This window comes from Brevibacterium sp. RIT 803 (assembly GCF_016892625.1).
Taxonomy (GTDB): domain Bacteria; phylum Actinomycetota; class Actinomycetes; order Actinomycetales; family Brevibacteriaceae; genus Brevibacterium.
The window spans coordinates 1,114,971-1,140,672 of record NZ_JAFEMW010000001.1 but is presented as its reverse complement, the minus strand read 5'-3'; the positions used below and the strand labels follow the sequence as shown (position 1 = coordinate 1,140,672).

General features: G+C 62.3%; 20 protein-coding genes. 19 read left to right on the top strand and 1 reads right to left on the bottom strand.

Annotated features, from left to right (window positions below; translation table 11 throughout):
* The first annotated feature begins 159 nt into the window (after positions 1–159).
* The 16 genes from JTF07_RS05195 (at position 160) to JTF07_RS05120 (ending at position 19,920) form a co-directional block, all read left to right on the top strand.
* Positions 160–1,830 (top strand): PucR family transcriptional regulator, encoded by a 1,671-nt coding sequence (locus JTF07_RS05195; RefSeq protein WP_204233193.1) that lies wholly within the window; start codon positions 160–162, stop codon positions 1,828–1,830.
* Positions 1,831–1,996: 166 nt separating this feature from the next.
* On the top strand, positions 1,997–3,430 hold the full coding sequence (locus JTF07_RS05190) for a type III PLP-dependent enzyme domain-containing protein (RefSeq protein WP_204233192.1): 1,434 nt from the start codon (positions 1,997–1,999) through the stop codon (positions 3,428–3,430).
* On the top strand, positions 3,430–4,890 hold the full coding sequence (locus tag JTF07_RS05185; protein ID WP_204233191.1) for a Na+/H+ antiporter NhaC family protein: 1,461 nt from the start codon (positions 3,430–3,432) through the stop codon (positions 4,888–4,890). The genes JTF07_RS05190 and JTF07_RS05185 overlap by 1 nt, the downstream gene beginning before the upstream one ends.
* A gap of 3 nt (positions 4,891–4,893) precedes the next feature.
* Complete coding sequence (locus JTF07_RS05180; protein WP_204233190.1) at positions 4,894–6,534, top strand: N-acyl-D-amino-acid deacylase family protein; 1,641 nt, start codon at positions 4,894–4,896, stop codon at positions 6,532–6,534.
* Between the two features lie 189 nt (positions 6,535–6,723).
* Entirely contained in the window at positions 6,724–8,550 is a 1,827-nt protein-coding gene (locus JTF07_RS05175) for an ABC transporter substrate-binding protein (protein WP_204233189.1), read from the top strand.
* A gap of 132 nt (positions 8,551–8,682) precedes the next feature.
* Complete coding sequence (locus JTF07_RS05170) at positions 8,683–9,762, top strand: ABC transporter permease (protein ID WP_204233188.1); 1,080 nt, start codon at positions 8,683–8,685, stop codon at positions 9,760–9,762.
* Positions 9,762–10,733 (top strand): ABC transporter permease, encoded by a 972-nt coding sequence (locus JTF07_RS05165; RefSeq protein ID WP_252199303.1) that lies wholly within the window; start codon positions 9,762–9,764, stop codon positions 10,731–10,733. Before JTF07_RS05170 ends, JTF07_RS05165 begins: the two co-directional genes overlap by 1 nt.
* Positions 10,733–12,388: an ATP-binding cassette domain-containing protein gene (locus tag JTF07_RS05160; RefSeq protein ID WP_204233187.1), complete on the top strand. Its 1,656-nt coding sequence runs from the start codon at positions 10,733–10,735 to the stop codon at positions 12,386–12,388. Before JTF07_RS05165 ends, JTF07_RS05160 begins: the two co-directional genes overlap by 1 nt.
* Positions 12,381–13,556 carry a S66 peptidase family protein gene (locus tag JTF07_RS05155; protein ID WP_204233186.1) on the top strand — a complete coding sequence of 392 codons (1,176 nt, stop codon included), beginning with the start codon at positions 12,381–12,383 and terminating at the stop codon, positions 13,554–13,556. Before JTF07_RS05160 ends, JTF07_RS05155 begins: the two co-directional genes overlap by 8 nt.
* Before the next feature lie 57 nt (positions 13,557–13,613).
* A complete protein-coding gene (locus JTF07_RS05150; RefSeq protein ID WP_252199301.1) occupies positions 13,614–14,456 on the top strand; it encodes a serine hydrolase in 843 nt (280 codons plus the stop codon).
* A gap of 81 nt (positions 14,457–14,537) precedes the next feature.
* A complete protein-coding gene (locus JTF07_RS05145) occupies positions 14,538–14,852 on the top strand; it encodes a DUF3870 domain-containing protein (RefSeq protein ID WP_143920635.1) in 315 nt (104 codons plus the stop codon).
* 153 nt (positions 14,853–15,005) lie between these two features.
* Entirely contained in the window at positions 15,006–16,157 is a 1,152-nt protein-coding gene (locus JTF07_RS05140; RefSeq protein WP_204233184.1) for a DUF819 family protein, read from the top strand.
* A gap of 96 nt (positions 16,158–16,253) precedes the next feature.
* Positions 16,254–17,297, top strand: a complete 1,044-nt coding sequence (locus tag JTF07_RS05135) for a dipeptidase (protein ID WP_204233183.1) — start codon at positions 16,254–16,256, stop codon at positions 17,295–17,297.
* Positions 17,294–18,004: a type 1 glutamine amidotransferase gene (locus tag JTF07_RS05130; protein ID WP_204233182.1), complete on the top strand. Its 711-nt coding sequence runs from the start codon at positions 17,294–17,296 to the stop codon at positions 18,002–18,004. The genes JTF07_RS05135 and JTF07_RS05130 overlap by 4 nt, the downstream gene beginning before the upstream one ends.
* 40 nt (positions 18,005–18,044) lie before the next feature.
* Positions 18,045–19,475, top strand: a complete 1,431-nt coding sequence (locus JTF07_RS05125; protein ID WP_353843877.1) for an APC family permease — start codon at positions 18,045–18,047, stop codon at positions 19,473–19,475.
* A 49-nt stretch (positions 19,476–19,524) separates the two neighbouring features.
* Positions 19,525–19,920, top strand: coding sequence for a universal stress protein (locus JTF07_RS05120; RefSeq protein WP_204233181.1), 396 nt, complete (start codon positions 19,525–19,527; stop codon positions 19,918–19,920).
* A 186-nt stretch (positions 19,921–20,106) separates the two neighbouring features.
* Here JTF07_RS05120 and JTF07_RS05115 read toward each other — a convergent pair whose 3' ends face one another.
* The gene (locus tag JTF07_RS05115) at positions 20,107–21,192 is read right to left on the bottom strand and encodes an NAD(P)/FAD-dependent oxidoreductase (protein ID WP_204233180.1); all 1,086 of its coding nucleotides are present in this window, start codon (positions 21,190–21,192) and stop codon (positions 20,107–20,109) included.
* A gap of 249 nt (positions 21,193–21,441) precedes the next feature.
* Here JTF07_RS05115 and JTF07_RS20810 point away from each other — a divergent pair, with 249 nt between their 5' ends.
* The 3 genes from JTF07_RS20810 (at position 21,442) to JTF07_RS05100 (ending at position 25,648) form a co-directional block, all read left to right on the top strand.
* The gene (locus tag JTF07_RS20810) at positions 21,442–21,888 is read left to right on the top strand and encodes a cupin domain-containing protein (RefSeq protein ID WP_204233179.1); all 447 of its coding nucleotides are present in this window, start codon (positions 21,442–21,444) and stop codon (positions 21,886–21,888) included.
* A 208-nt stretch (positions 21,889–22,096) separates the two neighbouring features.
* Entirely contained in the window at positions 22,097–24,403 is a 2,307-nt protein-coding gene (locus tag JTF07_RS05105; RefSeq protein ID WP_204233178.1) for an HNH endonuclease signature motif containing protein, read from the top strand.
* 165 nt (positions 24,404–24,568) lie between these two features.
* Complete coding sequence (locus tag JTF07_RS05100; RefSeq protein WP_204233177.1) at positions 24,569–25,648, top strand: LLM class flavin-dependent oxidoreductase; 1,080 nt, start codon at positions 24,569–24,571, stop codon at positions 25,646–25,648.
* Positions 25,649–25,702: the final 54 nt, after the last annotated feature.

Sequence of the window (25,702 nt, the reverse complement as noted above, 5' to 3'; positions counted from 1 at the left end):
ACTTCCCGGAATTCGCCGATTCGAATTCTTCGGCGATCGATCCCCGTCCAACTGCGGAATATCTGAAGCGCAAGCGGGTTCGGCAGACGACCGGGTCACGAGGTCGGCAGATGACCGGCCCGCGGGGTGTGCGGGTGCACTGTTGACTACAGTGGGTGTATGAGTGAAACGAATGCCCTACGTGTCTCCCGCCTGTTGCGGGAGACCGCGGGGTTTCTGCTTCCCCTGACTCAGACCGAAATCGACGTCGAGGTGACTCGCATCGAACTCGACCTCGACCTGCGAAGCTCGGCTGCTGCTCTCGGGTCTCCTGCTGGACTCGCGGGGGCCGTCGTCCTCGTCACCGAAGCCGTAGACGGTGTGGCCGGACTCAACGCGATCCGCTCACGATTGGCCGGTGCCGCGGCACTCATTGTGCCGCCGGGAACGCATACCCACCTCGGTGAGGGGACATCTGCCTCAGGGCTGCCCATTCTGCTCGAGCGGTCCACGGGCGTGACCTGGTCCGAGGTCCTCGTCCATCTGCGACAGCTCAACGAGGGTGCCGCGAGCGCCCTGGCTTGGCCCGACGTCGATGATCTCAGCGCGCTGGCCGCGGTCATCGCGGAGATGACGGGTGCGTCGATCACGATCGAGGACCCGGCGTCGCGTGTGCTCGCGCACTCCAACCTCGGCGATGAGATCGATGACATTCGACGAGAGACGATCCTCTCGGGCGCGATTCCTCAATGGCGGATTGCTGAGCTTGAGGAGTCCGGATTCCTCGACGTCGTCCGCCACTCGACCGATGTCGTCGAGAGACAAGCCGCGGGCTCCACTCCTGCCCGTTCGGTGATCGCACTGCGCAGCGAGGGCGAGCTGCTCGGCACAATCTGGGCTGCCTACCCGGATTCGGTGGATCCCGCGTCACTGCGCGATGTCCTCCGCGATGCGGCCCGAGCCGCACTGCCGGTCATGCTGCGGACCCTGCGACGTTCCCCGTTCGAGAAGCGGATCCGTCGCGAGGCCCTCGGTTCGATCCTCGGTGGTTCCCCGGACCTCGGGCCGGCCGCGACCCTGCTCGCGCTGCCATTCTCCGGGCACTATGCAACCCTGGCCTTCGCCGAGGTGGTCCCCGACCGAGAGCCCGTGCTGAGGTTTCATCTGCGGGCCGCCTTCGCCGACGCCGTGCTCGCCCACGTCGGATCGGACGGTCATCTGGCCGTGCTCGTGCACATGAGCGAAGAAATGAAAGCCGCCGACATCAGGTCTCATGTCGCCTCGGCTCTGCAGCGGTCCCTGTCTCCGAGCGAGCCGCTGCACTTCGGGGTGGGCGTCGCGGTCGAACGTCTCGACCTTGTGCATCGATCGTGGACTGAGGCGGTGTACGTCATCGATGCGCTGCTGACACGGTCGAAGAGTGGCGCGACCACAGCTGCAGGCAGTACGACTGCGGGCAACCAGTCTGCAGGCAACCAGCCTGCGGGCGCCACATGTGCCGACGACCACAGCATGGTCCGCGGTGCGACAGCCGAGGATGTCGCAGCCGAGCTCGTCGGACTCGAGGCTGCTGATGCCCTGCGCTCCGTAGGGCCTCGCATCACCGAGCCTGCCCGACTGCTTGCCGAGCATGATGCGAAGCACCAGGGGCAGCTGCTGGAGACCCTGCGGGTGTACTTTGCCACGGTCGGCAATTCCGCCGAGGCATCCCGTCGTCTGCACGTCCACACGAATTCGCTGCGGCATCGTCTCAGCCGGATCGAAGAGATCACCGGACTGTCGACTGCCGATCGGTCCGGACGTCTGTGGCTTGAGCTCGCGGTGCTCGTCTTCGACCGAGAACGACCCTGAGTCGAGACTGACGTCGCTTACTCGCGTTCAGCAGTCGTCTCTTGATCGCCGAGGCTGGGGACTGTGAGATTCTCACAAGGTTCCACCGTAAAGTTTGGCAGATTGTTGTCCGTTCATCCTGGTGCTCGCGTTCTACAGTGGCAGCACACCACGAACGAAGGACAGTATGCACAGCAACCAGTCGGGACCATCGGTCCAGGCCAGCCGGGACCAAGCTATCAAGGCAGTCGCGAACAGCACAGTGGACCAGATCCCGCAGCTCGATGATTCGACCCCGGTGATCGGGCTCATCGACTTCGACCAGATCGAAACAGCCTATGAGCATCTGACATCTGCCTTCGCCGGAGATCATGACGTCCTCCACGCGGTTGCCTGCAAGGCCGTGCCCCTGCAGCCCCTGCTGCGCTATTACGCTGAGGCCGGCGCTGGCTGCGAGGTTGCCAGTCCGGGAGAACTCGAGCTGGCTCTGAGCGCAGGTTTCGCGCCGGAGAACATCGTCTTCGACTCCCCGGCGAAGACCATGAGTGAGCTCAAGCGCGCCGTCGAACTCGGGGTTTCGATGAACATCGACAACTTCGCCGAGCTCGAGCGACTCGACGGGCTTCTTGACGGACAAACCACCTCGGCGCCGGTGGGCGGCTCCACCGGGATCACCTCGGCGAGGGTGGGCGTTCGGATCAATCCGCAGTCAGGGACGGGCACGATCGGTGCGCTGTCCACTGCCACGCAGACCTCGAAATTCGGCATCGGACTGGCCGACCCCGGGGCTCGCGAGGCACTCATCGAGGCTTATCTGGCACGTCCCTGGCTCAGCCAGATCCACGTCCATTCGGGTTCCCAGGGGATCAGCCTCGACCAGGCCGCTGCAGGCATCGAAGCGGTCGTCGAACTGGCACTGGAGATCAATGCGCGCGCCGCGCATACCCACGGACGCGACCGTCAGGTCACCCGCATCGATATCGGCGGAGGACTGCCCGTGAATTTCGCAGGCGAGGACATCACCCCGACCTTCGCCGAATACCGGGCCGTGCTCGAAGCACAGGTCCCGGGCCTGTTCGACTTTGATATCATCACCGAATTCGGTCGGGCCCTCCTGGCCAAGGCCGGCACCATTCTCACCTATGTCGAGTATGCGAAGGTCACCGGCGGTCGGCGCATCGCCATGACCCACGCGGGCGTCCAGGTCGCGACCCGCACGGCCTATGCCCCCGCGGACTGGCCGCTGCGGATCCTGCCCTTCAACCCAGACGGCAGTCCCAAATCCGCCGAGGCGGTACCTACCGATGTCGCCGGCCCCGCCTGCTTCGCCGGTGACCTCCTGGCCCGCGACCGAATGCTGCCGCGCCTCGACGCCGGTGACATCGTGGCCGTGCCCGATACCGGCGCCTACTATTTCTCGAATCCGTTCTCCTACAACCTGCTCCCGCGGGTCCCGGTCTTCGGGTACCGGGTACGGCCCGACGTGAGCGCCGATGCCCACCGCCACCTCGGCGAGGGAGAGGTCGAGTTCTCGCTCATCCGGCGCGGACAGACCATCGCAGATGTTCTCGCCGAAGCGGGCGAGGTCAGCGATTGGCAGACACAGAGCTTGGGGGTTTGATGGCCGACAGCAACGAAGCGAGCAACGAAGCCGCTTCACTCCGTTCCGACAAGAACGAATCTTCCAACGCCTATGAGATTTCCTTGTCGCCCCGCCGTTCTCACCTGATATGGTCCCTTGCCGGACTCGGCATCGTATTGGCCATCGTGGCGGCCTTCGTCTCGGACGGTCCCACCCTGTGGGGACTGCTGCCCATCGTCCTATATGCGGTCCTGGCGATACTCGGCATGGACATTGTCGTCGCCACCGTCGTCTCAGTGACTGCGGGGCTCATCATCGGCAAGATGAGTGTCCTTGAAATCGGCACACTGCTGGGCGACTCACTGGCCGATCAGATCACGATCATTGGCCTCATCATCATGCTCGGCGCCGGAGTCGGGGAAGTGCTCAAAGTAACCGGGGTTGCTCAGAGCATCGTGTCATCCGTCATGCACGTCTTCGGCCGCAGCGGCAAGAATGCCGTTGTCTTCGGAGTGATGATCTCATGTCTCATTCTGGTGGCATCTCTTGGCACCCTCGCTGGTGCGATCGCCATTGCGGCTCCGATACTGCTGCCGATCACCGCGCGATTGGGCTTCACGAAATCGGCCACTGCGTCGATGCTCTTCATCGGAGGGTGTGCTGGTCTCGCTATCGCTCCATTCGCAGGCTCGAACGTGGCCATTATGGAAGCTGCCGAGGTCAACTACGGTCAATATATTCTCTATGGCGCCGGACCAATCGCACTGCTGTCTTTGGCCCTCGGGATCCCGATCGTTTCGCTGATGCAACGATGGACTGCGAAGAAGGGAGATTTCTACTCTGCCGAAGAAGTCGGTGGGGCCGAAACGGTGTCATCGAATTCGAGGCTTCCCACCGCAGTCTTCCTGGTGCTGCTTGCCATATCGGTCGTCTTCGCCGCCGTCACTTCCGCTGGAACCACCTTCCCTCTCTTGGCTCTCCCAGTCTTGGGCATCGCCACCGCTGTCGCGAGTCGAATGCGTCCTCAGGACATCGTCTCGACGATCTATCGAGGGTGTTCGCAAGTCATCAGCATCTTCCTCCTCTTCTGGCTTCTGGCTGCGTTGTTCATCGTGATCGATCTTCTGGCCCCGTTCGATGTTGTGATGGACCTGTTCGGCTCCCAACTTCAGTCAGCCTCTCCGTTCGTATTCACAGTCATCATCGCTCTGTTGGGATGGGTCGGGGTTCCGGGGGCAACCGCCGCACAGGTCGTCTTGCTCGATAAGGTGTTCGGTGATCTGGGGGCCACCCTGGGTGTCACCGCGGGTTCGTGGGTCGTTGTCCTCTTGTTCGCATCGAAGGCTGATACCTACGGCCCCTTCCCGAACGGGAACATGATCGGTGTGATGGGGTTGGCTCGGTCGACCAATCTGCGCAACATGCTCATCACCGGCTGGATGCTGCTGGTCCCCGCCTGTGTCCTGTATTTCATCATTCTCTTCGTCGAAACCAGGTAGGAAATGCTCGACCTTCTGATCACCAACGCACGAATAGTCGACGGAACGGGGCGGCCCGGCTTCCCCGGCCAAGTGGGCATAGAGGCTGGCCGGATTACCCTCGTTGAGCGGGCACTCGACCCCGAGATGGGTGACGACCGCCACCGATCTGTCGCGAAGTCGGATGCCGAGTCGAAACGGGCACAACGCGTGCTCGACGCCAGAGGCCAGGTGCTCTCTCCCGGATTCATCGATCTTCATTCTCATGCAGACTTTTCGATCATGTCGTCTCCTGCAGCTGAGACCCAGCTTGCGCAAGGAGTGACGACTGCGCTCGTCGGCAATTGCGGGTCTTCGCCATTCCCAGCCCGCTCAGTAGATGCAGTTCAGCGGGATAACGCCCATCTGGATGCAGTCCTCTCCGGTGAGTGGAGCGACGCCCAAGGATACGCGGATGAAGTGTCCTCACTTGTGCCTGGAATCAATCTCGCCCTGCAGGTGGGATTGTCGAGCATCCGCAACTACGTCATGGGACCAGTTGACGAGGCTCCCGACGATGCACAGCTGAAAGAGATGACCGATCAAGTTGCTGTCGCGGCGGACGCGGGAGTCTTCGGTTTCTCAAGCGGCTTGATCTACGCCCCTGGTTCGTACGCACGTCCTGCGGAAGTCGAGGCGCTCGTCACCGAGGCAGCGAAGCACAGTCTGCTCTATTCAACCCACATGCGGAACGAGTCGAACATGCTGTTGGACGCTGTGGAAGAAGCGATTGAGACGGCGGACCGCGCTGGAGCCAAGCTCGAGATCTCACATCTTAAGTCGATGGGCCCCGAGAATTACGGTCTGACCGCCGAGGCTCTGAGTCGGATCGAAAAAGCCCGGCAACGTGGGCTGGACATCAAAGCCGACGTCTATCCGTACACTGCCTCGAGCACTCGATTGACCTCCAGACTGCCTGGCTATGCGTTGGACGGTGGCAAGAAGGCGCTCCTCGAACGGCTCGTTGACCCGCAGCAGCGTCTCAGCATCGGACGAGACATGGCCTCGCGTTTCGGCCGAGATATCGACCCCGAAGGAGTGGTGATCGCTTCGCTAGGCGAACCTGGCTCGACCGGTGTTGAATACTACTGGACGATCGGAAGATCCTTAGCTGAGATCGGCCGCCAGGAAGGCTGCAGTGCGGAGGAAGCCGCGATACGAGTACTGGTCGCGCACGACGCATCCGTCGGAATCGTCAACCACGCGATGTCTCCTGACGACGTCGCCTCGGTGCTGGCCCATCCACTGGTATCGGTTGCAAGCGACGGGTGGACGATGAGTGCGACAGGAACAGGCAAACCGCATCCTCGATCTTTCGGAACCTTTGCTCATGTATTGGGCAAATACGTACGTGAAGACGCACTCATCTCGCTGGAGGAAGCAGTTCGGAAAATGACCAGTCAACCCGCCGAGCGATTGGACTTCACTGACAGAGGCGTTGTCGAAGTCGGACGAATCGCCGATATCGTCATCTTCGATCCCGACACGATTCGCCAGAACGCAACATATGACGATCCTTGGCAACTTGCGACAGGGGTATCGACAGTTCTCATCCATGGAAATGCAGCAGTGGAGGACGGCTCGATAGCTCGTCGCAGATGTGGTCGAGTTCTGCGGAAGGGATGATTCCCCGGGGACGAGGACAGAGGAAGACCGAAACATTTTTCAACGTGGATGCTTGGAGGTGAGAATGGCGCGAAACGACAGGGCGCGCTTGCCCCGAATTGACGATCCGAGAACTTAAGATGAAGTGTGAGCAGGCTCTCACCTGCAACGACTGATAATTGAATCACCAAATCGAGAAAAAGGACAACGATGTTCGCTCAACATAAGCTGCGCAGGCGGCTGGGAACGTGCCTTGCCGGTCTTGCGGCAATGGCACTCGTCGGCTCGATGGCCGCCGCCCCTGCTCAAGCAGAGACCACAGAAGCCGCCGACGATGCCAAGGTGCTGAGGATCGCCACCGACGGCTTCATCGACTCGTTCAATCCGTTCACCTCGTTCTATCTGATGCCGACGAATACGTTCAAATACATGTACGAGAACCTCGTCGGCAACAGTGCCGAAGACACGCAGGTCTCGGAAGGTCTCGCCACCGAATGGGACACCGATTCCGAGGGCAAGGTCTGGACGTACAAGATACGTCCCGATATGAAGTGGTCCGATGGAGAACCGCTGACAGCAAAGGACGTCTCGTGGACATACAACCAGATGATGGAGAAGGAGGAACTGTCGGTTGCCAATGGCGCCCTCGTCGAGAACTTCGACAAGGTTGAAACCCCGGACGACCAGACCGTGGTCATCACTCTGAAGGACCCGCAGGCGAACAACCCGGGCCAGGAGATTCCGGTCGTTCCCGAACACATCTGGTCGAAGGTCGATAAGCCCGGCGAGTTCAAGAACGATGAGAAGACCGTGGGCTCGGGGCCCTTCCAACTCGAGAGCTACGAGGCGAACAAGTCCGTCACGCTCAAGGCCAACCCCAACTTCTGGCGCGGTGAGCCCAAGCTCGACGAGATCCAATACCGCTACTACACGAATTCCGACGCCCAGGTGCAGGCGATCCGCTCTGGTGAGGTCGACTTCATCACCGGACTGACTCCCGAGCAGTTCAAGGCCATCGAAGGCGCCGACAACGTCGAGACCAACGTGGGCAACGGGCGCAGGTTCCAGGGAATCTCCATCAACTCAGGACTGGCCGACGCCGAGGACAAGGAATTCGGCACCGGCAATGAGGCGCTGAAGGACAAGAAGGTCCGCCAAGCCATCCGTGCAGGCATCGACATCGACACACTGCGTGATCAGGTGCTGCAGGACTACGGACAGCCTGCCACAAGCTTCGTGCCATCCGTGTACGAGACGTGGGCGCTGCCCAAAGACGATCCGGCGATCTCCGGCTTCGACGTCGAGAAGGCGAAAAAGCTCCTCGACGACGCAGGTTGGAAGGAAGGCTCCGACGGCATCCGCGAGAAGGACGGCGAGAAGCTTCAGCTGCGCTTCCTCACCGACTCCGACGCCACGGTCGAACAGAACACGGCGAAGTTCCTCAAGCCGTGGATGAAGGACATCGGCATCAGTCTCAAGAATGAGGCCAGCGACGTCGACACCGTGTCCGAACGCACCACCAAGGGTGACTACGACATGTACTACTCGGGATGGTCGCTCGGCCCGGACCCCGACTACCAGTTGTTCATCAACACCTGTGATTCGCGCCCCGACGCCGACGGCAACGGCGGCACCAGCCAGGACGGGTACTGCAATAAGGACTTCGACAAGCTCTACCAGCAGCAGCACGTCGAACTCGATGAGGGCAAACGCGCCGACCTGGTCCACCAGGCGCTGGCTCAGCACTACGAGGACGCTGCTTCGATCACGCTGTGGTACCCGAACCAGCTCGAGGCCTTCCGCTCCGACCGGTTCACCGGTTTCACCAAGCAGCCGTCCGAAGGCGGCATCATCGCCAACCAGGTCGGCTATTGGGGATACTCCTCGGTCGAACCTGCCAGTGCGGAGGATGCTTCCGGTGAGGGCGGCGGCATGGGAGCAGGCGGCTGGATCGGCATCGCCGTCGCAGCCATCGTGGTCATCGGCGGAGGCGGCTTCCTGATCAGCCGTCGCAAGAAGTCCGACGATCGCGAATAGTCCCAGCACCGACAACCATCGTCGGCGAGTGTCGTACCCATGGCGCTCGCCGACGATGGTCCCCGTCATCCCAACCCACCCGACGATGTTCCCTGCACCACCTGCTTCCTCAGTGAGACCAGGAGTTTCCCAGTGACAACACCGACGCACGATCTCCCCACCCCTGCGGGCGGCCCCGACCCAGGAGGCTCCGGCATCTCCGGAGGTCCCGGCCGCGACATGGACGAACCGCCGAAGGGCGCTTCGTTCGTCAGCTATCTCCTGCGCAAGCTCGGCGGCGCACTGACCTCGATGATCCTTGTCATCGTCCTCGGCTTCTTCGCCTTCCGTATGCTGCCCGGCGACCCGGTCCTCAAGATCGCCAAGGAACGCCCGATGAGCCCGGCACAGATCGCCGAGCTGCGTAGCCAGTACGGTCTCGACAAGCCGGTCATCGTCCAATTCTGGGACTACCTGGTCGGCATCTTCACCGGTGACTTCGGCGAAAGCTACGTCTACCGCAAACCCGTCGCCGCGCTCATCGGCGAGTACCTGGGACCCACGCTCCTGCTCACGGCCACGGCCGCCGTCATCGCCATCGGACTGGGCCTGTGGCTGGGCCAGCTCTCGGCCTGGCGCCGCAATTCGCTCTTCGACAAGATCGCCTCCTCAACCTCGCTCGTGTTCTGGTCGGTGCCCACCTTCTGGCTGGGTCTCATCCTCCTCATGATCTTCGGCGGCACCCTGCAATGGCTGCCCACCGGCGGCATGATCACGCCCGGACTGGACCCCTGGTCATTGGCCGGCATCGTCGACATCATCAAGCACCTGATCCTGCCGGTCATCACCATGGTGGCCGTCGTCTACGCACAGTTCCTCATGGTCATGCGCGCCTCCCTCATCGAAGAGATGAGCGAGGACTACCTGACCACAGCTCGGGCCAAGGGCCTGACCGAGGACGAAGTGCGTAGGAAACACGCCGTACCCAACGCTCTTCTGCCCACGGTCACCGTCGTGTTCATGCACATCGGCGGACTCATCGCCGGTGCGGTCACCGTCGAGGCCGTATTCTCCTGGCCGGGCCTGGGCAAGCTGACGTTCGAAGCCATCAGCGGGCCGGACCTGCCTCTGCTGCAGGGCACCTTCGTGGTGTTCTCGGCCATCATCATCGTCATGAATCTGGCGGCCGACATCGTCTACCGGTTCCTGGATCCACGAGTCAGGAGGGCCTGATGCCTGAGAACGACACCACCGCCGAGGCGAACGCCCCCGAACCGAACCCACGCACCTCCTCGGCGACGCAGCCTCCCGTCATCGACGGCGCGAAGCTCGTCCGTGAACGCCGACTCAACAACGCCAAGAAGAACTGGTCCCTGTTCCGCTCCGACATCCCCGCGATGGTCGGTTCGATCGTGCTCGTCTTCTTCATCCTCATCGCGATCTTCGCCCCGTTCATCGCCCCCGCCTCGATGCTCGATGTGACGAAGCAGCTCGACGTGCCCCGCTACGCCCCGCCGAGCCTTGCCCACCCGCTGGGAACCGACGATCTGGGCCGCGAACTCTGGGTCCGCATCCTCTGGGGCGCCCGAGTGTCCATCCTCGTCGGCGTCGCCGCCACGGTGATGTCGATGGTCATCGGCACCGTGATGGGTCTGGCGGCCGGACACTTCTCCGGACTCTTCGGCGCAATCGTCATGCGCATCATCGACTTCTTCATCGTCCTGCCTTCGCTGCTGCTGGCGATCGTCTTGTCTTCGGTCCTCGAACGGGGCGTCTTCACAATCGTCATCGCGATCGGGCTGACCTCCTGGGCATCGACGGCACGCATCGTGCGCTCCCAGACCTTGAGCGTTGAGTCTCGGCTCTACATCGAAAGGGCGCGCATCCTCGGCGCCGGGCATAGCCACATCCTGTTCAAGCACATGCTGCCCGCGGTGATGCCGCTGGTGCTGGCGAACACGACACTGACGGTCGGCAGCGCGATCATCGCCGAATCGACCCTGTCCTTCCTGGGCCTGGGGGACACGAGCAAGGAGTCGTGGGGAACGATTCTGAAGAACTCGATGGACATCTCCGCCGCGACCTCGGGCTACTGGTGGTACGTGCTCACACCTGGCATCGCGATCCTGCTCGTGGTGCTCGCCTTCACGATGGTCGGGCGCGCGTTCGAAGCCATCATCAACCCAGCCCTGAGGAGCCGCTGATGACCGACCTCAGCTTTGACAAGGTCTCGATCACCTATCGTTCGGCTTCGGCCCGCGGCGACGTCACCGCCGTCAGCGACATCAGCCTCGACTTGCCCACCGGGGCCACTCTCGGCATCGCCGGGGAGTCCGGCTCGGGCAAGTCCACGTTGATCATGTCGGTCCTGCGCCTGCTGCCCAAGTCCGCGCAGATCGACGGGCAGGTCAGCCTCGGCGGAAAGGACATCAAGGATCTCAGCTTCGGTGAGATCCGGGCGGTGCGCTGGGCGCAGGCCTCGATCGTCTTCCAAGGCGCCTTGCACTCGCTCAACCCCGTGCGCGAGGTGGGCGGACAGATCATCGAGGCCCTCGAACACCATGCGAAGGGCACCTGGACGACGCCGGCAAGACGGCGAGACCGGATGTTCGAACTCCTCGAGGAGGTCGACCTCGATCCGAGCAAGGCCGTGGCGTATCCGCATGAGCTCTCCGGTGGGCAGAAGCAGCGGATCATGATCGCCATGGCCCTGGCCTGTGAACCGGACATCATCATCGCCGACGAACCGACCACCGCCCTCGACGTCATCGTGCAGAAGCAGATTCTCGTGGGCCTGGCGAAGCTGGTGGCCGAACGCGGGATCTCGCTGCTCATGATCAGCCACGACCTCGCCGTGCTCTCCGCAGTGTGTGAGAATCTCGCGATCATGCGCTATGGCAGGCTTGTCGAGTACGGTCCCAGCGACCAGGTGTGCCTGTCGCCGCAGGAGGAGTATACGAAGCAGCTGGCCGGTGCGTTCCCGCAGATCGGCGACGTGGAGTCGCGGATGAATCCCCGAACCCTCAAGCCCGCCGAGGTGCGCCGGGCCGAACCGTTCACGATGACCGACGAGGTGGTCCTCGAGGCCAAGAACCTCAACGTCTCCTTCGACACCCGCCAGGGCAGGGAACGGGCCGTGCGCGACGTCGATCTGGCGTTGCACAAGGCCGAGATCCTCGCCGTCGTCGGCCAGTCCGGGTCAGGCAAGACGACCCTGGCCAGGTCTCTGCTCGGTCTGCAGGAGGTGGATTCGGGCTCGCAGATGGAGTTCGCTGGCAAAGCCCTGCCGAAGAAGGCGAAGGCGCTGCGGACCTTCCGTCGACAGGTGCAGATGATCCTCCAGGACCCCTCGGGCTCGCTCAACCCGAAGCGCAGCGTCTATGAGGCCGTCGTCGAAGGCCTGCGCGTGCAGAAGCTCACCGACGACGAATACGCGCGCGTCATCGGGGCGCTGGAAGCCGCCGAGCTGACTCCCGCGGCCGACTACCTGGAGTCGATTCCGCAGGAGCTCTCCGGTGGACAGCGGCAGAGGGTCGTCATCGCCGGAGCGCTCGCCCTCGACCCGCAGGTGCTCATCGCCGATGAACCCGTCGCCTCCCTCGATGCCTCCGTGCGCGGGGAGATCCTCTCCCTGTTCCTGGCGCTGAAGAAGAACCTGGGGATGAGCGCCCTGATCATCACCCACGACCTCGGTCTGGCGTGGAACATCGCCGATACCGTGGCCGTGATGAAGAAGGGCGAGATCGTCGAGTACGGCGCTGTTGACACCGTGCTGGCGAACCCGCAGCACGCATACACGCAGGAACTCCTCGCCGCAGTTCCCCGATTGGGAAGTCAGAGTCTGGTCACGCATGAATAGCCCTAGCCCTAGCTCAACCTCAAGTTCTGTCTCGCGTCCGCCCGCGTCGGCAGCCAGCGGCCCGGCGCAAGGTAGCAGTGGGCTGGCGCAGGCGAGCGTCAGCCCGTACCTCGACACCGCTCCGCTGCAGGACGGCGACACCGTCCGTCTCATCGCACCGTCGGGACCCACAGACGAAGAGTCGCTGCTGCGGGCGATCGCCCAGCTCGAATCCTGGGGGCTGCGTGTGGTCGTCGGTGACAACGTCCGCGCTCGTCACCCACGCGTGAAGTACCTGGCGGGAACAGACGAACAGCGCCGAACTGACCTCGTCGAGGCATGGTGCGATCCGGACGCCGCAGCGGTCATTGCACTGCGTGGCGGATTCGGAGCGATGCGTCTGCTCGACGGCATCGACTTTGCCCTCATGCGCAAGCATGCCCTGCGACCCGACGGCCGCCCCAAGCTGCTGACCGGCTCTTCGGACATCACAGCGCTGCATCAGGCCTGGGACCATCACATGTCGGTGGCGACGCTGTTCTGTCCGATGGTCGGAAACGATCCGTTCAAGAACTCCACGGTCGTCCCCGCCGAGGTGGCTGCCTGGCTGTTTGAACCCTGGGGTGGCCGCGAACTCGGGTTCCCTGCGGGGCAACCGCAGGCAGGCGAGAGGACGGCGCCGATCGACGCGAGCTCGGCGTCCCCTCGCCCGCTGAGCCGGGCGCGAACCTTGGTTCCGGGGACGGCGAGGGGCCGCCTCGGCGGGGGAAACCTCAGTCTGGTCGCGGCCGGGATGGGAAGTCCGGAGTTGGCAGGGGTGCGTGCGCTGCGTGAACGCAGTGGGCCTTCGATCCTCATGCTCGAGGATGTTGAGGAGGAGCTCTACCGACTCGACAATCTGCTGGTGCAGCTCGTTCGCGGCGGCTGGTTCGACTCGGCCGACGCAGTGGTGTTGGGCTCCTGGCAGGACTGTGCGGAGGTCGACGAGGTCGAGGCCCTGATCATGGACTATCTGGGCGAGGCGGGCATACCGATCGTGAGCGAGATGGGCTTCGGGCATGACCCCGATGCTCCGAGCACTCCACTGGGAGTATCCGTCACGCTCGAGGCTCCGGCCCGGGGCAGACCACAAATGTGGGTCGACGAGGCATGGGCGGCCCGTGGTGCTTGCAGCTGTCGATGGAGATGAGGAAATCGCACGATGACAGATGAGGTGACAGATGACATGAACGTGAAGAGTGAGAGCATGAACCAAGGGACACCGTGGCACCAAGGGACACCGTCGAACATGGGCAGCGTGGGCTTCGACCGGCTGCCGGGGGTGCGCTTCAGCGCCCTGGCCTTCGACACCGACAGCGGCGAACGCGTATTCGCCCACAATGAGAACGATGAACTCGACACCGCCAGCATGGGCAAGGTGTTCCTCCTGCACACGGCCTTGCAGATGCACGTCAACGGCCATCTCAATCTGCAGGAGCGGTTGTCCAGGCGTCCCTCGGAGCGAGTCGACGAGTCCGGCATCTGGTACCTCATGGAACAGGACGATCTGAGCGTCTATGACGTGGCTGTGCTCGTCGGAGCCTTCAGCGACAACTTCGCGACCAACGTCCTCATCCGTCGCATCGGCCTCGACAACGTCGCCCGCCAGGTCGAGGATCTGGGATACCGGAACTCAGGCCTCCATGATTTCCTCCGCTGGCCCCGACCGGCCAAGGCGCCGCGAACACTGTCGACGGGCACTGCGGCCGAGCTCAGCGACTTCATGGCCCGTCATGCAGAGGACGAATTCTGGGACGAGTCGACGAACGAGATCTACCGTCGCTGGCTGGGAGCCGGCGCGGACACCTCGATGGTCGCCTCGGCGTTCGATCTCGATCCTCTGGCCCACTACAACTATCAGCGCGACGTGTGGGTCTGGAACAAGACCGGCACGAACGGGACGATCCGCGCCGACTCCGGGATCGCCATGACACCGACCCGGCGGGTCGCCTACGCCGTGTTCGCGAACTGGGAGAAGGGCACGGACCGGGTCGTCGACGTCATGCCCATCATGCGCGAAGCGGGGGAGGCGATTCACCGATTCCTCTGAGAAACCGGACATCGATGAGCATTCAGTCGGCTCGAGAATACGCACGCTCACACGCCGTTCCTCGAGTATCGTTGATGTCCTATGACCTCCTCGATCTACCTCACAGGCGAAGCGAAAGCACCGTCGAACAACCCGATCATGGCACAGTACGGATTGTTCTACATCGCCTTCGAGATCGAGGCGGAGACACATCGAGTCCTCGATGTCGACTGCTCGGCGACGTTGGCCCTGACAAGGAAGTTCATCAGGAGCCTGTTCATCGACGCAGACATCAGGGACACCGGTCGACTCACGGATTCGATCACAGCCAGGTATCACGGGTCCTCCCAGAAGGCACTCATCGTCGCGGTGAACAACGCCGCGAAGAAGTACCACGAGCTCCCAACCTCTAGCTGAGACGACTCCTCGACCACCAAGATTGCCTGGGTCCCCACCGGACCGGATCCAATCGACAACCGCACATGGCTTCACCGCGCACTGCGCCTGCACCTCGTGGAATGGACCGAGGGCAGTCCGACGCGGTCCAATCCACCTGAAGGAGTGTCGTTTGTGATTACGGACGGTTTTCTATTCATCAGCCTGCTGCTGGCGATTTCGGCGGTTCTCGTCGTTGCCGATCGCAGCGGGAAGTTCAAAGTATTCAAGTATGTCCCCGGGTTCGTCTTCCTCTATATCGTGGCGGCCCTGCTCAACACCGTCGGCATGTTCGACCACGACGCGATCGACAGCGTCGGCGACGGGTTGCAGGACGCACTGCTGCCGGCGATGATCCTGCTTCTGCTCTTCAAATGCGATGTGCGCCAGATCATCCGGCTCGGACCGAAACTGCTGCTGACCTTCGTGGTGACGGCTGCGAGCATCATGATCGGCTTCATCGTCGCCTACCTGATCGTGCATTCGGCTGTGGCTCCCGAATCATGGAAGGCACTCGGTGCGCTCAATGCGTCATGGACCGGCGGTTCGGCGAATATGGTCGCCGTTCAGAATATTCTTGAGGCTCCGGAGGCCATCTTCGGCTATGTGCTCATCGTCGACACCGTCCTCTACTCCTTCTGGCTGCTCCTCATCTTCTCTTCGGTCGCCGTCTCCGATAAGTTCAACAGATGGACGAAGGCAGACACCTCGAAGTTCGACTTCGCCGATCGGGTGACCGACGAGGAGGAGAAGCCGATGACCCTGTCCTCGATCTTCGGTCTGCTGGGTTTCTCCCTGCTGGTCTCCGCCTTGGCGGCCAAGGCCGGCGTTATGCTTCCGGAAGTGGGCACGGTGATCAATGCCTCGGCCTGGACGATCCTCATCGTGAGTATCCTTGGCCTCTTCATCGGGTCGACTCGGTGGGGGCGGGCCGCGGGTTCGAATCAGCTTGCGACCATAATGCTCTACCTCATCATCGGCATCATCGCCTCCGGATCCGACTTCACCTCGCTGGCCGAAGCCCCGATCTATCTGGTCGCCGGCGTGATCGTGCTCCTCGTCCACATCATCATCATGCTCGTCTATGCGAAGCTGACGAAGACCGAGCTGTTCAGCATTGCCGTGGCCAGCACCGCGAACATCGGAGGAATCGCCTCGGCGCCGGTGGTCGCGGGTGCTTTCAACCGTCAGCTGGTGCCGGTGGGCGTGCTCTTCGCACTCATCGGAACGTTTTCCGGAACCTTCCTCGGACTGTGGTCGGCGCAGCTGATGTCGGGTATCGGATGATGAGCGTGATTCGGTGCCTGAGACCGCACAGATTTCCACCCAACCCACCGACGATCATCCGAACAGGACGATCATCCGAACTGAAGGAGCACACTCATGACAATCGACGTCTTCGACGGGCACAACGACCTCGCCTGGTATCTGCGGGAGGAGCGCGACTACAGCGTTGAGGGACTCAACGACCCCAGTGTCTCGCCCTTCACCACGATGGACCAGCTGCGCGCGGGCAGCGTTGCCGCACAGTACTGGTCGGTCTACGTCCATTCCTCGATCACCGGCGCGGACGCGATCAAGGCGACGTGGGAACAGATCGACGCAGTGCAGCGCGTCGTCACGAGCTACCCGGAACGACTCCAGTTCACCCGCACCGCCGCCGAGGTGGTCGCCGCCCGCGAGGCCGGAAAGGTGGCCTCCCTGATGGGCGTCGAAGGCGGACAGCAGATCGATGAATCCCTGGCCGTGCTTCGTTCCTATGCGCGCGCTGGATCCCGGTACATGACCCTGACCTGGTCGACGACTCACTCCTGGGCGGATTCGGCCACGGACGAACCGCAGCACGGGGGCTTAAGTGCCTTTGGCCGTGAGGTCGTGGCAGAGATGAATCGGATCGGCATGATCGTCGACCTTTCCCACGTCGCGCCCAGCGTGATGCACCAGTCCCTGGACATTACGACCCTGCCGGTGATCTTCAGCCATTCGTGCGCGTTCGGGCTCAACCCGCATCCGCGCAACATTCCCGACGACGTCCTCGACCGGGTGCCCGGCAACGGGGGAGTGGCGATGATGACCTTCGTGCCCTCCTTCGTCTCGAACGCGCGCCGCGAATGGGCGGATGCCGGGGAGAACGGCACCGCCCCCGAAGTGACCGTGGCCGATGTCGCTGATCACTGCGACTACGTACGCGAACGGATCGGAGTCGACCATATCGGCCTCGGCGGCGACATCTGCGGTGTCGATGAGCTGCCGACCGGACTCGGCGACGCCGGGCAGTACCCGGCACTGTTCTCGGAACTGAGCTCTCGTGGTTGGTCGGCCTCCGATCTGCACAAGCTCGGCTTCGACAATGCGATGCGGGTCCTCGAAGCACACGAGGACGCCTATACCCGCTTCCTGGGGACCTCGGCGGGGCAGGCGTCATGACTCGGCTCCTCGTCATCGTCAACCACATCGAATCCCAGCCGGGACTGCTCACACAGTGGATGATCAGCGAGAACATCGAGTTCGATCTGCGCATCGGCGGTGTCTCGCACCTGCCGGAACCGAGTGAGCTCAGCGACTACGACGGTCTGATCATGCTCGGCGGCGGATACATGCCCGATGAAACTGATAGGGCGCCTTGGCTGGAGGCCGAGGCGCGGCTGTCACGACACGCGCTGGAGACGGATCTGCCGCAGTTCGGCATCTGCCTGGGCGGACAGCTCATCGCCCATGTCATCGGCGGGGATGTGCGGGCGCAGACAGGCGCGCCGGAGAAGGGGTACACCTGGATCGATATGACCGCAGACGCGGCGCAGGATCCGGTGTTCTCCGCGATCAGCAATCGCGCGGCCTTCGTTGAAAGTCATGTCGACCGGATTGTCGACCTTCCGCCCGAGGCGACACTGTTGGCAACCAGCACCGCCTGCCGGTTCCAAGCATTTAGAATCGGCAACGCATGGGGCACGCAGTTCCATCCCGAGTCGTCAGGGCAGAACATACGCAACTGGGACGCGGACAAACTGCAAGAATTGGGCTTTAATAAAGAGACCCTGTTGGAACAAGCAGAGGAACGCGGTGAGGACAGTCAGCGGGAGGCTAAGGCGCTCCTGACGGCCTTCCTCGACGTGGTCCGCAGCAAACACCAGTGATCGCACGGCTGCGATCACGGGCGAACACGGAGGAAACATCGTGAGTCACAGCCAGAACACCACTGCGGCGGGCCCGGGGGCCGAGCATCAACCGGAGACCTTGAAGCGGGTCATGGGGCCCAAGCTCCTGCTTCTCTTCATCGTCGGAGACATCCTGGGAACAGGTGTCTACGCTCTGACGGGCAAGGTGGCAGGGCAGGTCGGCGGTGCCGGTTGGGCTCCGGTCATCCTGGCGTTCGCCGTTGCGCTGATCACGGCATTCTCCTATATGGAGCTCGTCACCAAGTACCCGACCGCAGCCGGTGCCGCGCTGTACACGCACAAGGCGTTCGGGATCCACTTCGTGACGTTCCTCGTCGCCTTTGCCGTCCTCAGCTCAGGTATCACCTCGGCGTCGACAGCTTCGAATGTCTTCGCGGCCAATATGGTGGCCGGTTTCGGTTGGGACGTCTCCGGCACTGGAGTCATGTGGATCGCGCTCGGCTTCCTGGCCGTCATCGCCGCGATCAATCTGCGCGGTGTGGGCGAGAGCGTCTGGTTCAACGTCGTGCTGACGATGATCGAACTCAGCGGCCTGCTGCTCGTCATCCTGGTCGGCTTCTTCGCACTGGGATCCGGCAGTGCCGATTTCTCGCGTGTGCTGATCTTCGAAACCGCGGACGACAAGGGCGTGTTCCTCGCGATCACCGGTGCGACCTCGTTGGCCTTCTTCTCCATGGTCGGCTTCGAGGATTCGGTGAACATGGTCGAGGAGACCAAGGACCCGAGAGTCTTTCCGAAGATCATGCTCACCGGGCTGTCGATCACCGGCGTGATCTACGTGCTCGTCTCGCTGGTGGCAGTGGCCGCGGTGCCGATCGGCAAACTCTCCGAGAGCGAGACGCCGCTGCTGGAGGTCGTCAGAGCCGGTGCTCCAGGGCTTCCTATTGATCTGATCTTCCCGTTCATGACGATGTTCGCAGTCGCGAACTCCGCACTCATCAACATGCTCATGGCCAGCCGTCTGCTGTATGGAATGTCGAAGCAGAACGTGCTTCCGCCCGTATTCGCGAAGGTGCTGCGCGGCCGTCGTTCGCCCTGGGTGTCGATCCTCTTCACGACTCTCATCGCCTTCGCTCTCATCATCGCTGTGACCACGCTGCTGCCGGAGACGGTGACCGCGTCCCTGGGCGGTACGACATCACTGCTGCTGCTCGCAGTGTTCGCCGTCGTCAACGTCGCTGTGCTGATCCTGCGGAAGAAGCCGGTTGAGCACGAGCACTTCAAAGCACCGACCTATCTGCCCTGGATCGGACTGTTCTCCTGCTCCTTCCTCGTCGGACCGTGGGCTCGCCTCGACGAACTCATCCAATACCAGATTGCGGTGGCGCTGATCGGGATCGGCGTTGTCCTCTGGGCGATCACCTGGCTGTGGAATCGCTCGGTCAAAGGTGCGAGCACCAAGTTCCGCAACCCCGAGGAACTCACATGACCGCGGGACGCACAGGGTTTCAATCAGTCTCAACAAATGAAGGTGAAACATGACCATCGTCGTGGGCTATGTCAACAATCCAGCGGGCCACGCGGCCCTCGACAAGGGGATCGAAGAGGCGAAGAAGGACAACCGGGGCCTGGTCGTCGTCAACGCTTCCCGATCATCTGATCGCAGAGATTCCTACCGCCTCGGCGAAGGTGAGATCAAGTCGGTCCAGGACTATCTGTCGCGCTCCGGTGTGCAGGCGCAGGTGCTGACGCGTGGCAGCGAGTATGACCCCGCCGAGCAGATTCTCGATGCCGCCGCCGAGGTGGGGGCTCAGCTGATCGTGCTCGGCACTCGGAAGCGGACCCCGGTTGGAAAGTTCCTCCTGGGGTCGACGATCCAACGCGTCATCCTCGAAGCCGTCTGCCCTGTCCTCTGTGTGAAGGCCAGCCACTGAGTTGAGCCCGCTGTCCTGGGACATCCCACGACAGAGGGTGCCTCGGCGAGTTGGGAACTCGGTGGTTGGTGACTCGGTGGTCGGGCCGCCTCGGCGAGTTGGGAACTCGGCTGCCCGGGTGACTCGACGGCCTGAGCACATCGGCGGTGACCGTGTTCGGCAGCTGAAATCGGACAGGGGCGATTGCTACGACACTGAGCTCATGATGAGTTCGGCGTTGACCTGCGCACCGACCAGGACACCGCTGGCCGCGCTCGCCACCACCATGGCCGAGATGTCCGCGCTGTTTCCCACCGCCCAAACTCCGGGTACAGCTGTGGCGCCGTTCGCCTCGGCGGCTAAGGACGATCCCATGCCGGTCGGATGGTCGACGACAGTGCCGCCGAGCTGCTCGAAGATCTCGCCGTTCGCCCGGAAGTAGGGCCCTACGGCCAGAGCGTCGAAAGTTATGTGCGAGGGCCCGGCATCGGCGTCCGTCTGGTTGCTGTGGAGGGTGGTCTCGCCGTCGTTGTCGTTGTCGCGCAACGTGACGACGGTTCCGGTCTCGGTGCGTTCCACCGCTTCGACTGCCGAGTCGACGTAGGCGATGCCAAGTGAGCTGAGCATTCTCCTCTGTGCCTCATCCGGTGCAGGAGCATTGTGTCGCAGGAAGGTGACGCGGTCGCTGAGCTGGGAGAACATCATCGCCTGGTGGTAAGACATGGCGGTTGTGCCGATGATGCCGATGTTCTGCCCGCGAACCTCGTAACCATGGCAGTAGGGGCAGTGAAGGACGGTCTCGCCCCACCCGTCGGCCAGCCCCGGGATATCTGGGAGCACGTCGGTGAGCCCGGTTGCGATGATGATTCGCTTCGCCTCGATGGCGATTCCCACCGATGTCTCGAGATCGAAGCCAGGAGTCTCTGGTGCCTGCGTCCTGTTGTTGGCGCTGAGGACTGTGGCGTCGATGAACTGGACTCCATATGCTTCGGCCTCCTGACGCCCCTTGGCGAGGAGGTCGAGCGGATTGACGCCCTCATGGCCGAGGACGTTGTGAGCGTGAGCGCTCGCCGCGTTGCGCGGGGAACCGGCGTCGATGACGATGACACTGCGAAGCGAACGAGCCAAGGCGATCGATGCGGCCAGACCACCGGCGCCTCCGCCGATGACGGCTACCTCGGCGATGAGCCTCTGCTGGCTGGGCTGGTTTGGCTGACGCTGCTCGGAGGCGTGTGACTGACTCCGCTGGGATGCGTGTGACTGATTCTGCGGTGTGTGGTCTGATTCTGACATAGCAGTCCTTGGCTCGTCGGGTGAGTAAGCGGGTACCTCTGCAGTCTGACCCTTCAAGCTACCGAAGCGCAAGCATGTTTGCCGAATTGGCAAATTATGGCAGGATGTGACCCAAGATTGAGGCTGCGCCGCAGGAATCGAGCACGGGCAGATGGGCGAGCGACGGTTCGGGGCCGCTGGGCATTCGGCGGCTCTGTGTGAAACCTGAGGGGGTCAGCCCGCAGGAGGCTATTCAGTAGTCACTCGCCGGTGTGGGCGCCCAGCCTGGAGCTTCTCCTGCCCTTGGCGGACGTCTCCGGGTTGCCACTCGATGAGCTCGTCGGAACGCCGCCGATAGGAGACCCGCGAATACACATCACGCCACAGAAGATCAATGGTCAGGCCGCCCTGCCGCTGTGCCGAGGTGCTAGCGGCGACCAAGCGTTCAAGCGCATCGTCGACGGCAAGCAGACGCCGAAGCTCGGCGCATTGAAAACACACCCCGGATTCGAATGGGGCTACGTGATCAGGGGCAGGCTCAGTCTGACCCTGGGTGACGAATCGATGACCCTGGACGCAGGGGAAGCCGCTGAATTCGACACCCGAATCCCGCACTGGCTCGGAAGCGCGGAGGGGTCTGGCGGCGAGTATCTGAGCCTTTTCGGACCGGAGGGACAGCGCGTCCACCTCAGGAAATGGCTTCGCAGAGGCGTCTGAAGGGCCGGGCTGCGCCCAGGAGGGCCGGTCGATCAACGGACTCATCTGCTCTGATCTCGGACATAAAGGGTCAAGGTAGAGAATACTATCGTATATTTAGATGACGATCCTAAAAGAATAGAACAAAACTATAGACAGATTGTCTGTGGTGAGAGTAAAATTGGAGACAAGCGGACAACACAGCAGTTGACGAACGGATTCCGAGATCATGACTCTCACCCCCGACCGCAAGCGCCACAAGAAGAACGGGCATGACGACCCAGCCTCTTCTGCTGTGCCTGGCGGGGAAGACGAGGTGGGCGAGGACTCTCCCACCTATCGAGAGCTTCTGCGCGATGCTGGCTTCGACCTCGATGGTCACCCATTGGCGGATCGCTTCGATGAAGTAGCCACGCCGCCGCCGAACAATTTCGAATTCGCCGACGCGGATCATCCTGCCGAGCCTGCGGTACGCGCCGAATCGACAGAATCTGCGGAATCCTCCGAACGGCCAGAGCCTTACGAGCTTCGTGAGTCAATCGATCCTACACAGTCGGATGAGTTCACAGACGCTGCGCGACGAGCCCGTTGGAGTGGCCGCAACCTGTGGGAGGCCAGCATTGATGATCCGGATGCGCAGGCCGAACTCAAGCGTCGTGCAGCAGAGATCGACGCTGAAAAAGAAGAGTGGATGCAGAAGAAGTCCGAGGAAGCTGAGGCCGAGTGCAGTGCCAGTGAGGACGCCTCGGAAAATAGCGAAGACAGCGACTGGGCAGCCTCCCTGGGTCAGCAGTCTACGGATGAATCGAATGGCGGAGGATCACCGAACCGTTCAAGACTCACGAGAGAGACCGACTCTGAGGTGGATCGAGGTGGGGCTTCCGGCTCTGCTCCGGTTGGTCGCTCCGATTCAGATGGTGTCCCCGCTTCGGGGCATCCTCTTCTTGACGAGCACGCCTGGCTGAGTTTGGAGCGTATCGCTCCAGAGGTCGCGGATAGCATCCACGGACTTCGGTCCCTCGTCGGTGACCTCGAGTCGTTCAATCGTCCGATGGGCCCCGACGATGCGATGACGGTGTTGGATGGTCTGGAGACAGTCAACCGGCTGGTCGAATCACTCTCAGTCGTGACTCTGTCCGTCTTCGAACGGGTGGGAACCCCTCGCGACTATGGGGCGAAGTCGACGAAGGCGCTGGTCCAGAACCGCCTCAACCTCTCCGAAAGAGAGGCTTACCGTCGAGCTGAACTGGCTGAGAAGCTGGGCAATCAGGTCAATTTCAGTGGCCAGTCGATCGGGCCGAAGTTCCCTGTGGTGTCCCAGGCCCTGCGGCGCGGATCGCTTTCGTCAACACAGGCGAGCACAATCATCGGCTGCCTGAAAGACCTGCCACTTCGAGTGAGTCTGGAGGATCAGTTCGAGGCGGAAAGAATTCTGGTTGAAAAGGCTCCGGAAGTGCGTGTGAAGGACATCCAGCAGCTATTCAATGAGATCCTCGCCTGGCTCGACCCGGATGGCGAGCTTCCAAGTGAGGCCCTGAAGCGTGACGAGCTCTCAGTCAGTCTGCGTCAGCGCAAAGACGGAACCTGGGCGCTCAAGGGAGTCCTCGATCCCGTAACGGGCGGCATCATGAGCGGACACCTCACCTCGAGGATCAAAGCAGACGACAGAGAGACGTCAAGCTCTGACCAGCAGCAAGATTCGGCCATAGACTCAGGCGCGATACCCGCGGGAAGTATCTCGGCGGCGGACCAGGAGGTGGTCGATGTATTCAGCCAGGTTCTGCGAGGCGATCGCTCAGACGCAGTTGACCCCTCGCTTGAGTTCGGCTTCGACCATCAAATCGGTGGCTGGCAGCGCGAGGCGAACGATGAACCCACCACGGGTGGCCGTGATGTTCCGTCCGGATATGGGGTGAGGGAAGACGGCTCCACGGTGGCGATGGCCGGTCGCCAGCCGAGCGTGAAGAACAAGATCTATGAACGGTTCGCCACAATGATCGGCCGGATCGAAATGAATCGAGTGATGGCGGGTGCGCCCTTCGCGCTCGTGGTCACAGCGAAAGCTGAGGACCTTGCACAGCAGTCTGGTCGTGCTGTCACCGACGCCGAGGCATCATTTCCGATGCAGACAGCCTCCTACGAAGGCCTGAACGGTTCGGTGTTCTTCCACCTCATGGGAGAGAAGACGAAGAGCATGGAGCTTGCCACCGAGAGGCGGTTCGCCACCTCGAAGCAATTGGCGATACTGTCCAGCAGAGATCAAGGCTGCACCTTCCCCGGCTGTGACACCCCACCCGGATGGTGCGATGCACACCATATAGTTCCGTGGGCGAACGAAGGCAGAACCGATGTCAATAATCTGACATTGGCGTGTGGATCCCATCACCACCTGATCGACGATTCGGATTGGCACACCGTGATGCTCAAGGATGGGCGCCCGGCCTGGGTTCCTCCTGCGACGATCGATCCTGCCAGACGCCCGATCTTGCACGCACGATTCATTGCACAAGAGATCACCGATACCCTCTTCGACTAGAGCTGGCTTAGCGGGGCAGGGGAGAGGTGTGCGTCGCCTGAAGTCTGCCTCTGTCTCTGCCAGACACTCCAGGGGTACGGTCAGCAGGCCGTGAGCAAGGTGAAGCGGTGCCGTCCCCAGTCGACGTGGGGAATGAGGAATGAAGCTGTCGAGAGAGCTGTTGCCATGGTTATGGAGCTTTCTATTCTTGACCTTGTGCCGGTCCGTGTCGGACAGAGCACCTCAGATTCATTCGCTGCCTCCCACGAACTGATTCAGTCTGCGGACAAACTGGGATACACCCGCTATTGGGTTGCCGAACACCACAACATGCCATCGATCGCGTCAACGATGCCCGGTGCCGAGCTCATGTACCTCGGCCAGGGAACCGAGCGCATTCGCCTCGGATCCGGCGGCGTGATGTTGCCCAACCACGCTCCGCTGGCAGTAGCGGAACTCTTCTCCCTCCTCTCGGCGGTCTACGGTGACCGCATCGACCTGGGGATCGGACGGGCACCCGGCACCGATCCGATCACCTCGGCTGCTATGAGGGGACACCTGGGCGAAGGTCGAATGGTCGACCGGGAGGGACGAACCGTCGATCCCGTCGAACAATTCCCGCAGCACGTCATAGACACGTTGACCCTGATGAAGCCGGAAGGACTGCGTGTTCCGCTCCATGGTGGTTCTGAGCACGTCCTGCATGCGACTCCTGCCGCCGTGCCGGGAACACAGCCATTGCCGTGGCTGCTCGGCTCGTCCGGCTACTCCGCCCGACTGGCTGCCCAGCTCGGCATGCCCTACGTGTTCGCCAACCACTTCGCGGCGGGCGCCACGACTGGCATGAAGATCTATCGTGACAACTTCACCCCGGGTGCTTACGGTGACAAGCCGCAGACCTTCGTCACAGTCAACGCTGTGGTCTCGCCGACCGAGGAAGAAGCGCAGCTGCGCTCCGAGCCTTTCCTGCTGCAGATGTCTCGCCTGCGGACCGGTGGGCGGTTGGAACCTCTGCGCTTGGCCGGCGATGACGTGCGATCAGTCAGGACCGACCAGGAACGTATGGTCGGTGAAGAGATGTCTGAGAACTGGATTATCGGCGATGCCAAATCCGCCAAAGCCCAGCTCGAGGAGCTCGCCAGTCGTTTCGAGGTCGACGAGATCATGATCCAGCCCGTCGCAGGAGCGATGGAGGGCGAGGGCCTCCGCCAGGATGATGCGAGGATCCAATCTCTCGAGCTGTTGGCCGCCGAGTTCCTCAACTGAAAGCACCAGGTCTGAGCTGACATCAACGGCCCGGCCTGAACACTCGATCGTGAC

What these genes read in the sequence shown, in the direction of transcription:
- JTF07_RS05195 (WP_204233193.1), top strand. Translation starts at nt 160, where the DNA reads ATGAGTGAAACGAATGCCCTACGTGTCTCCCGCCTGTTGCGGGAGACC.
- JTF07_RS05190 (WP_204233192.1), top strand. Translation starts at nt 1,997, where the DNA reads ATGCACAGCAACCAGTCGGGACCATCGGTCCAGGCCAGCCGGGACCAA.
- JTF07_RS05185 (WP_204233191.1), top strand. Translation starts at nt 3,430, where the DNA reads ATGGCCGACAGCAACGAAGCGAGCAACGAAGCCGCTTCACTCCGTTCC.
- JTF07_RS05180 (WP_204233190.1), top strand. Translation starts at nt 4,894, where the DNA reads ATGCTCGACCTTCTGATCACCAACGCACGAATAGTCGACGGAACGGGG.
- JTF07_RS05175 (WP_204233189.1), top strand. Translation starts at nt 6,724, where the DNA reads ATGTTCGCTCAACATAAGCTGCGCAGGCGGCTGGGAACGTGCCTTGCC.
- JTF07_RS05165 (WP_252199303.1), top strand. Translation starts at nt 9,762, where the DNA reads ATGCCTGAGAACGACACCACCGCCGAGGCGAACGCCCCCGAACCGAAC.
- JTF07_RS05160 (WP_204233187.1), top strand. Translation starts at nt 10,733, where the DNA reads ATGACCGACCTCAGCTTTGACAAGGTCTCGATCACCTATCGTTCGGCT.
- JTF07_RS05155 (WP_204233186.1), top strand. Translation starts at nt 12,381, where the DNA reads ATGAATAGCCCTAGCCCTAGCTCAACCTCAAGTTCTGTCTCGCGTCCG.
- JTF07_RS05150 (WP_252199301.1), top strand. Translation starts at nt 13,614, where the DNA reads ATGAACCAAGGGACACCGTGGCACCAAGGGACACCGTCGAACATGGGC.
- JTF07_RS05145 (WP_143920635.1), top strand. Translation starts at nt 14,538, where the DNA reads ATGACCTCCTCGATCTACCTCACAGGCGAAGCGAAAGCACCGTCGAAC.
- JTF07_RS05135 (WP_204233183.1), top strand. Translation starts at nt 16,254, where the DNA reads ATGACAATCGACGTCTTCGACGGGCACAACGACCTCGCCTGGTATCTG.
- JTF07_RS05130 (WP_204233182.1), top strand. Translation starts at nt 17,294, where the DNA reads ATGACTCGGCTCCTCGTCATCGTCAACCACATCGAATCCCAGCCGGGA.
- JTF07_RS05120 (WP_204233181.1), top strand. Translation starts at nt 19,525, where the DNA reads ATGACCATCGTCGTGGGCTATGTCAACAATCCAGCGGGCCACGCGGCC.
- JTF07_RS05115 (WP_204233180.1), bottom strand. Translation starts at nt 21,192, where the DNA reads ATGTCAGAATCAGACCACACACCGCAGAATCAGTCACACGCATCCCAG.
- JTF07_RS05105 (WP_204233178.1), top strand. Translation starts at nt 22,097, where the DNA reads ATGACTCTCACCCCCGACCGCAAGCGCCACAAGAAGAACGGGCATGAC.
- JTF07_RS05100 (WP_204233177.1), top strand. Translation starts at nt 24,569, where the DNA reads ATGGTTATGGAGCTTTCTATTCTTGACCTTGTGCCGGTCCGTGTCGGA.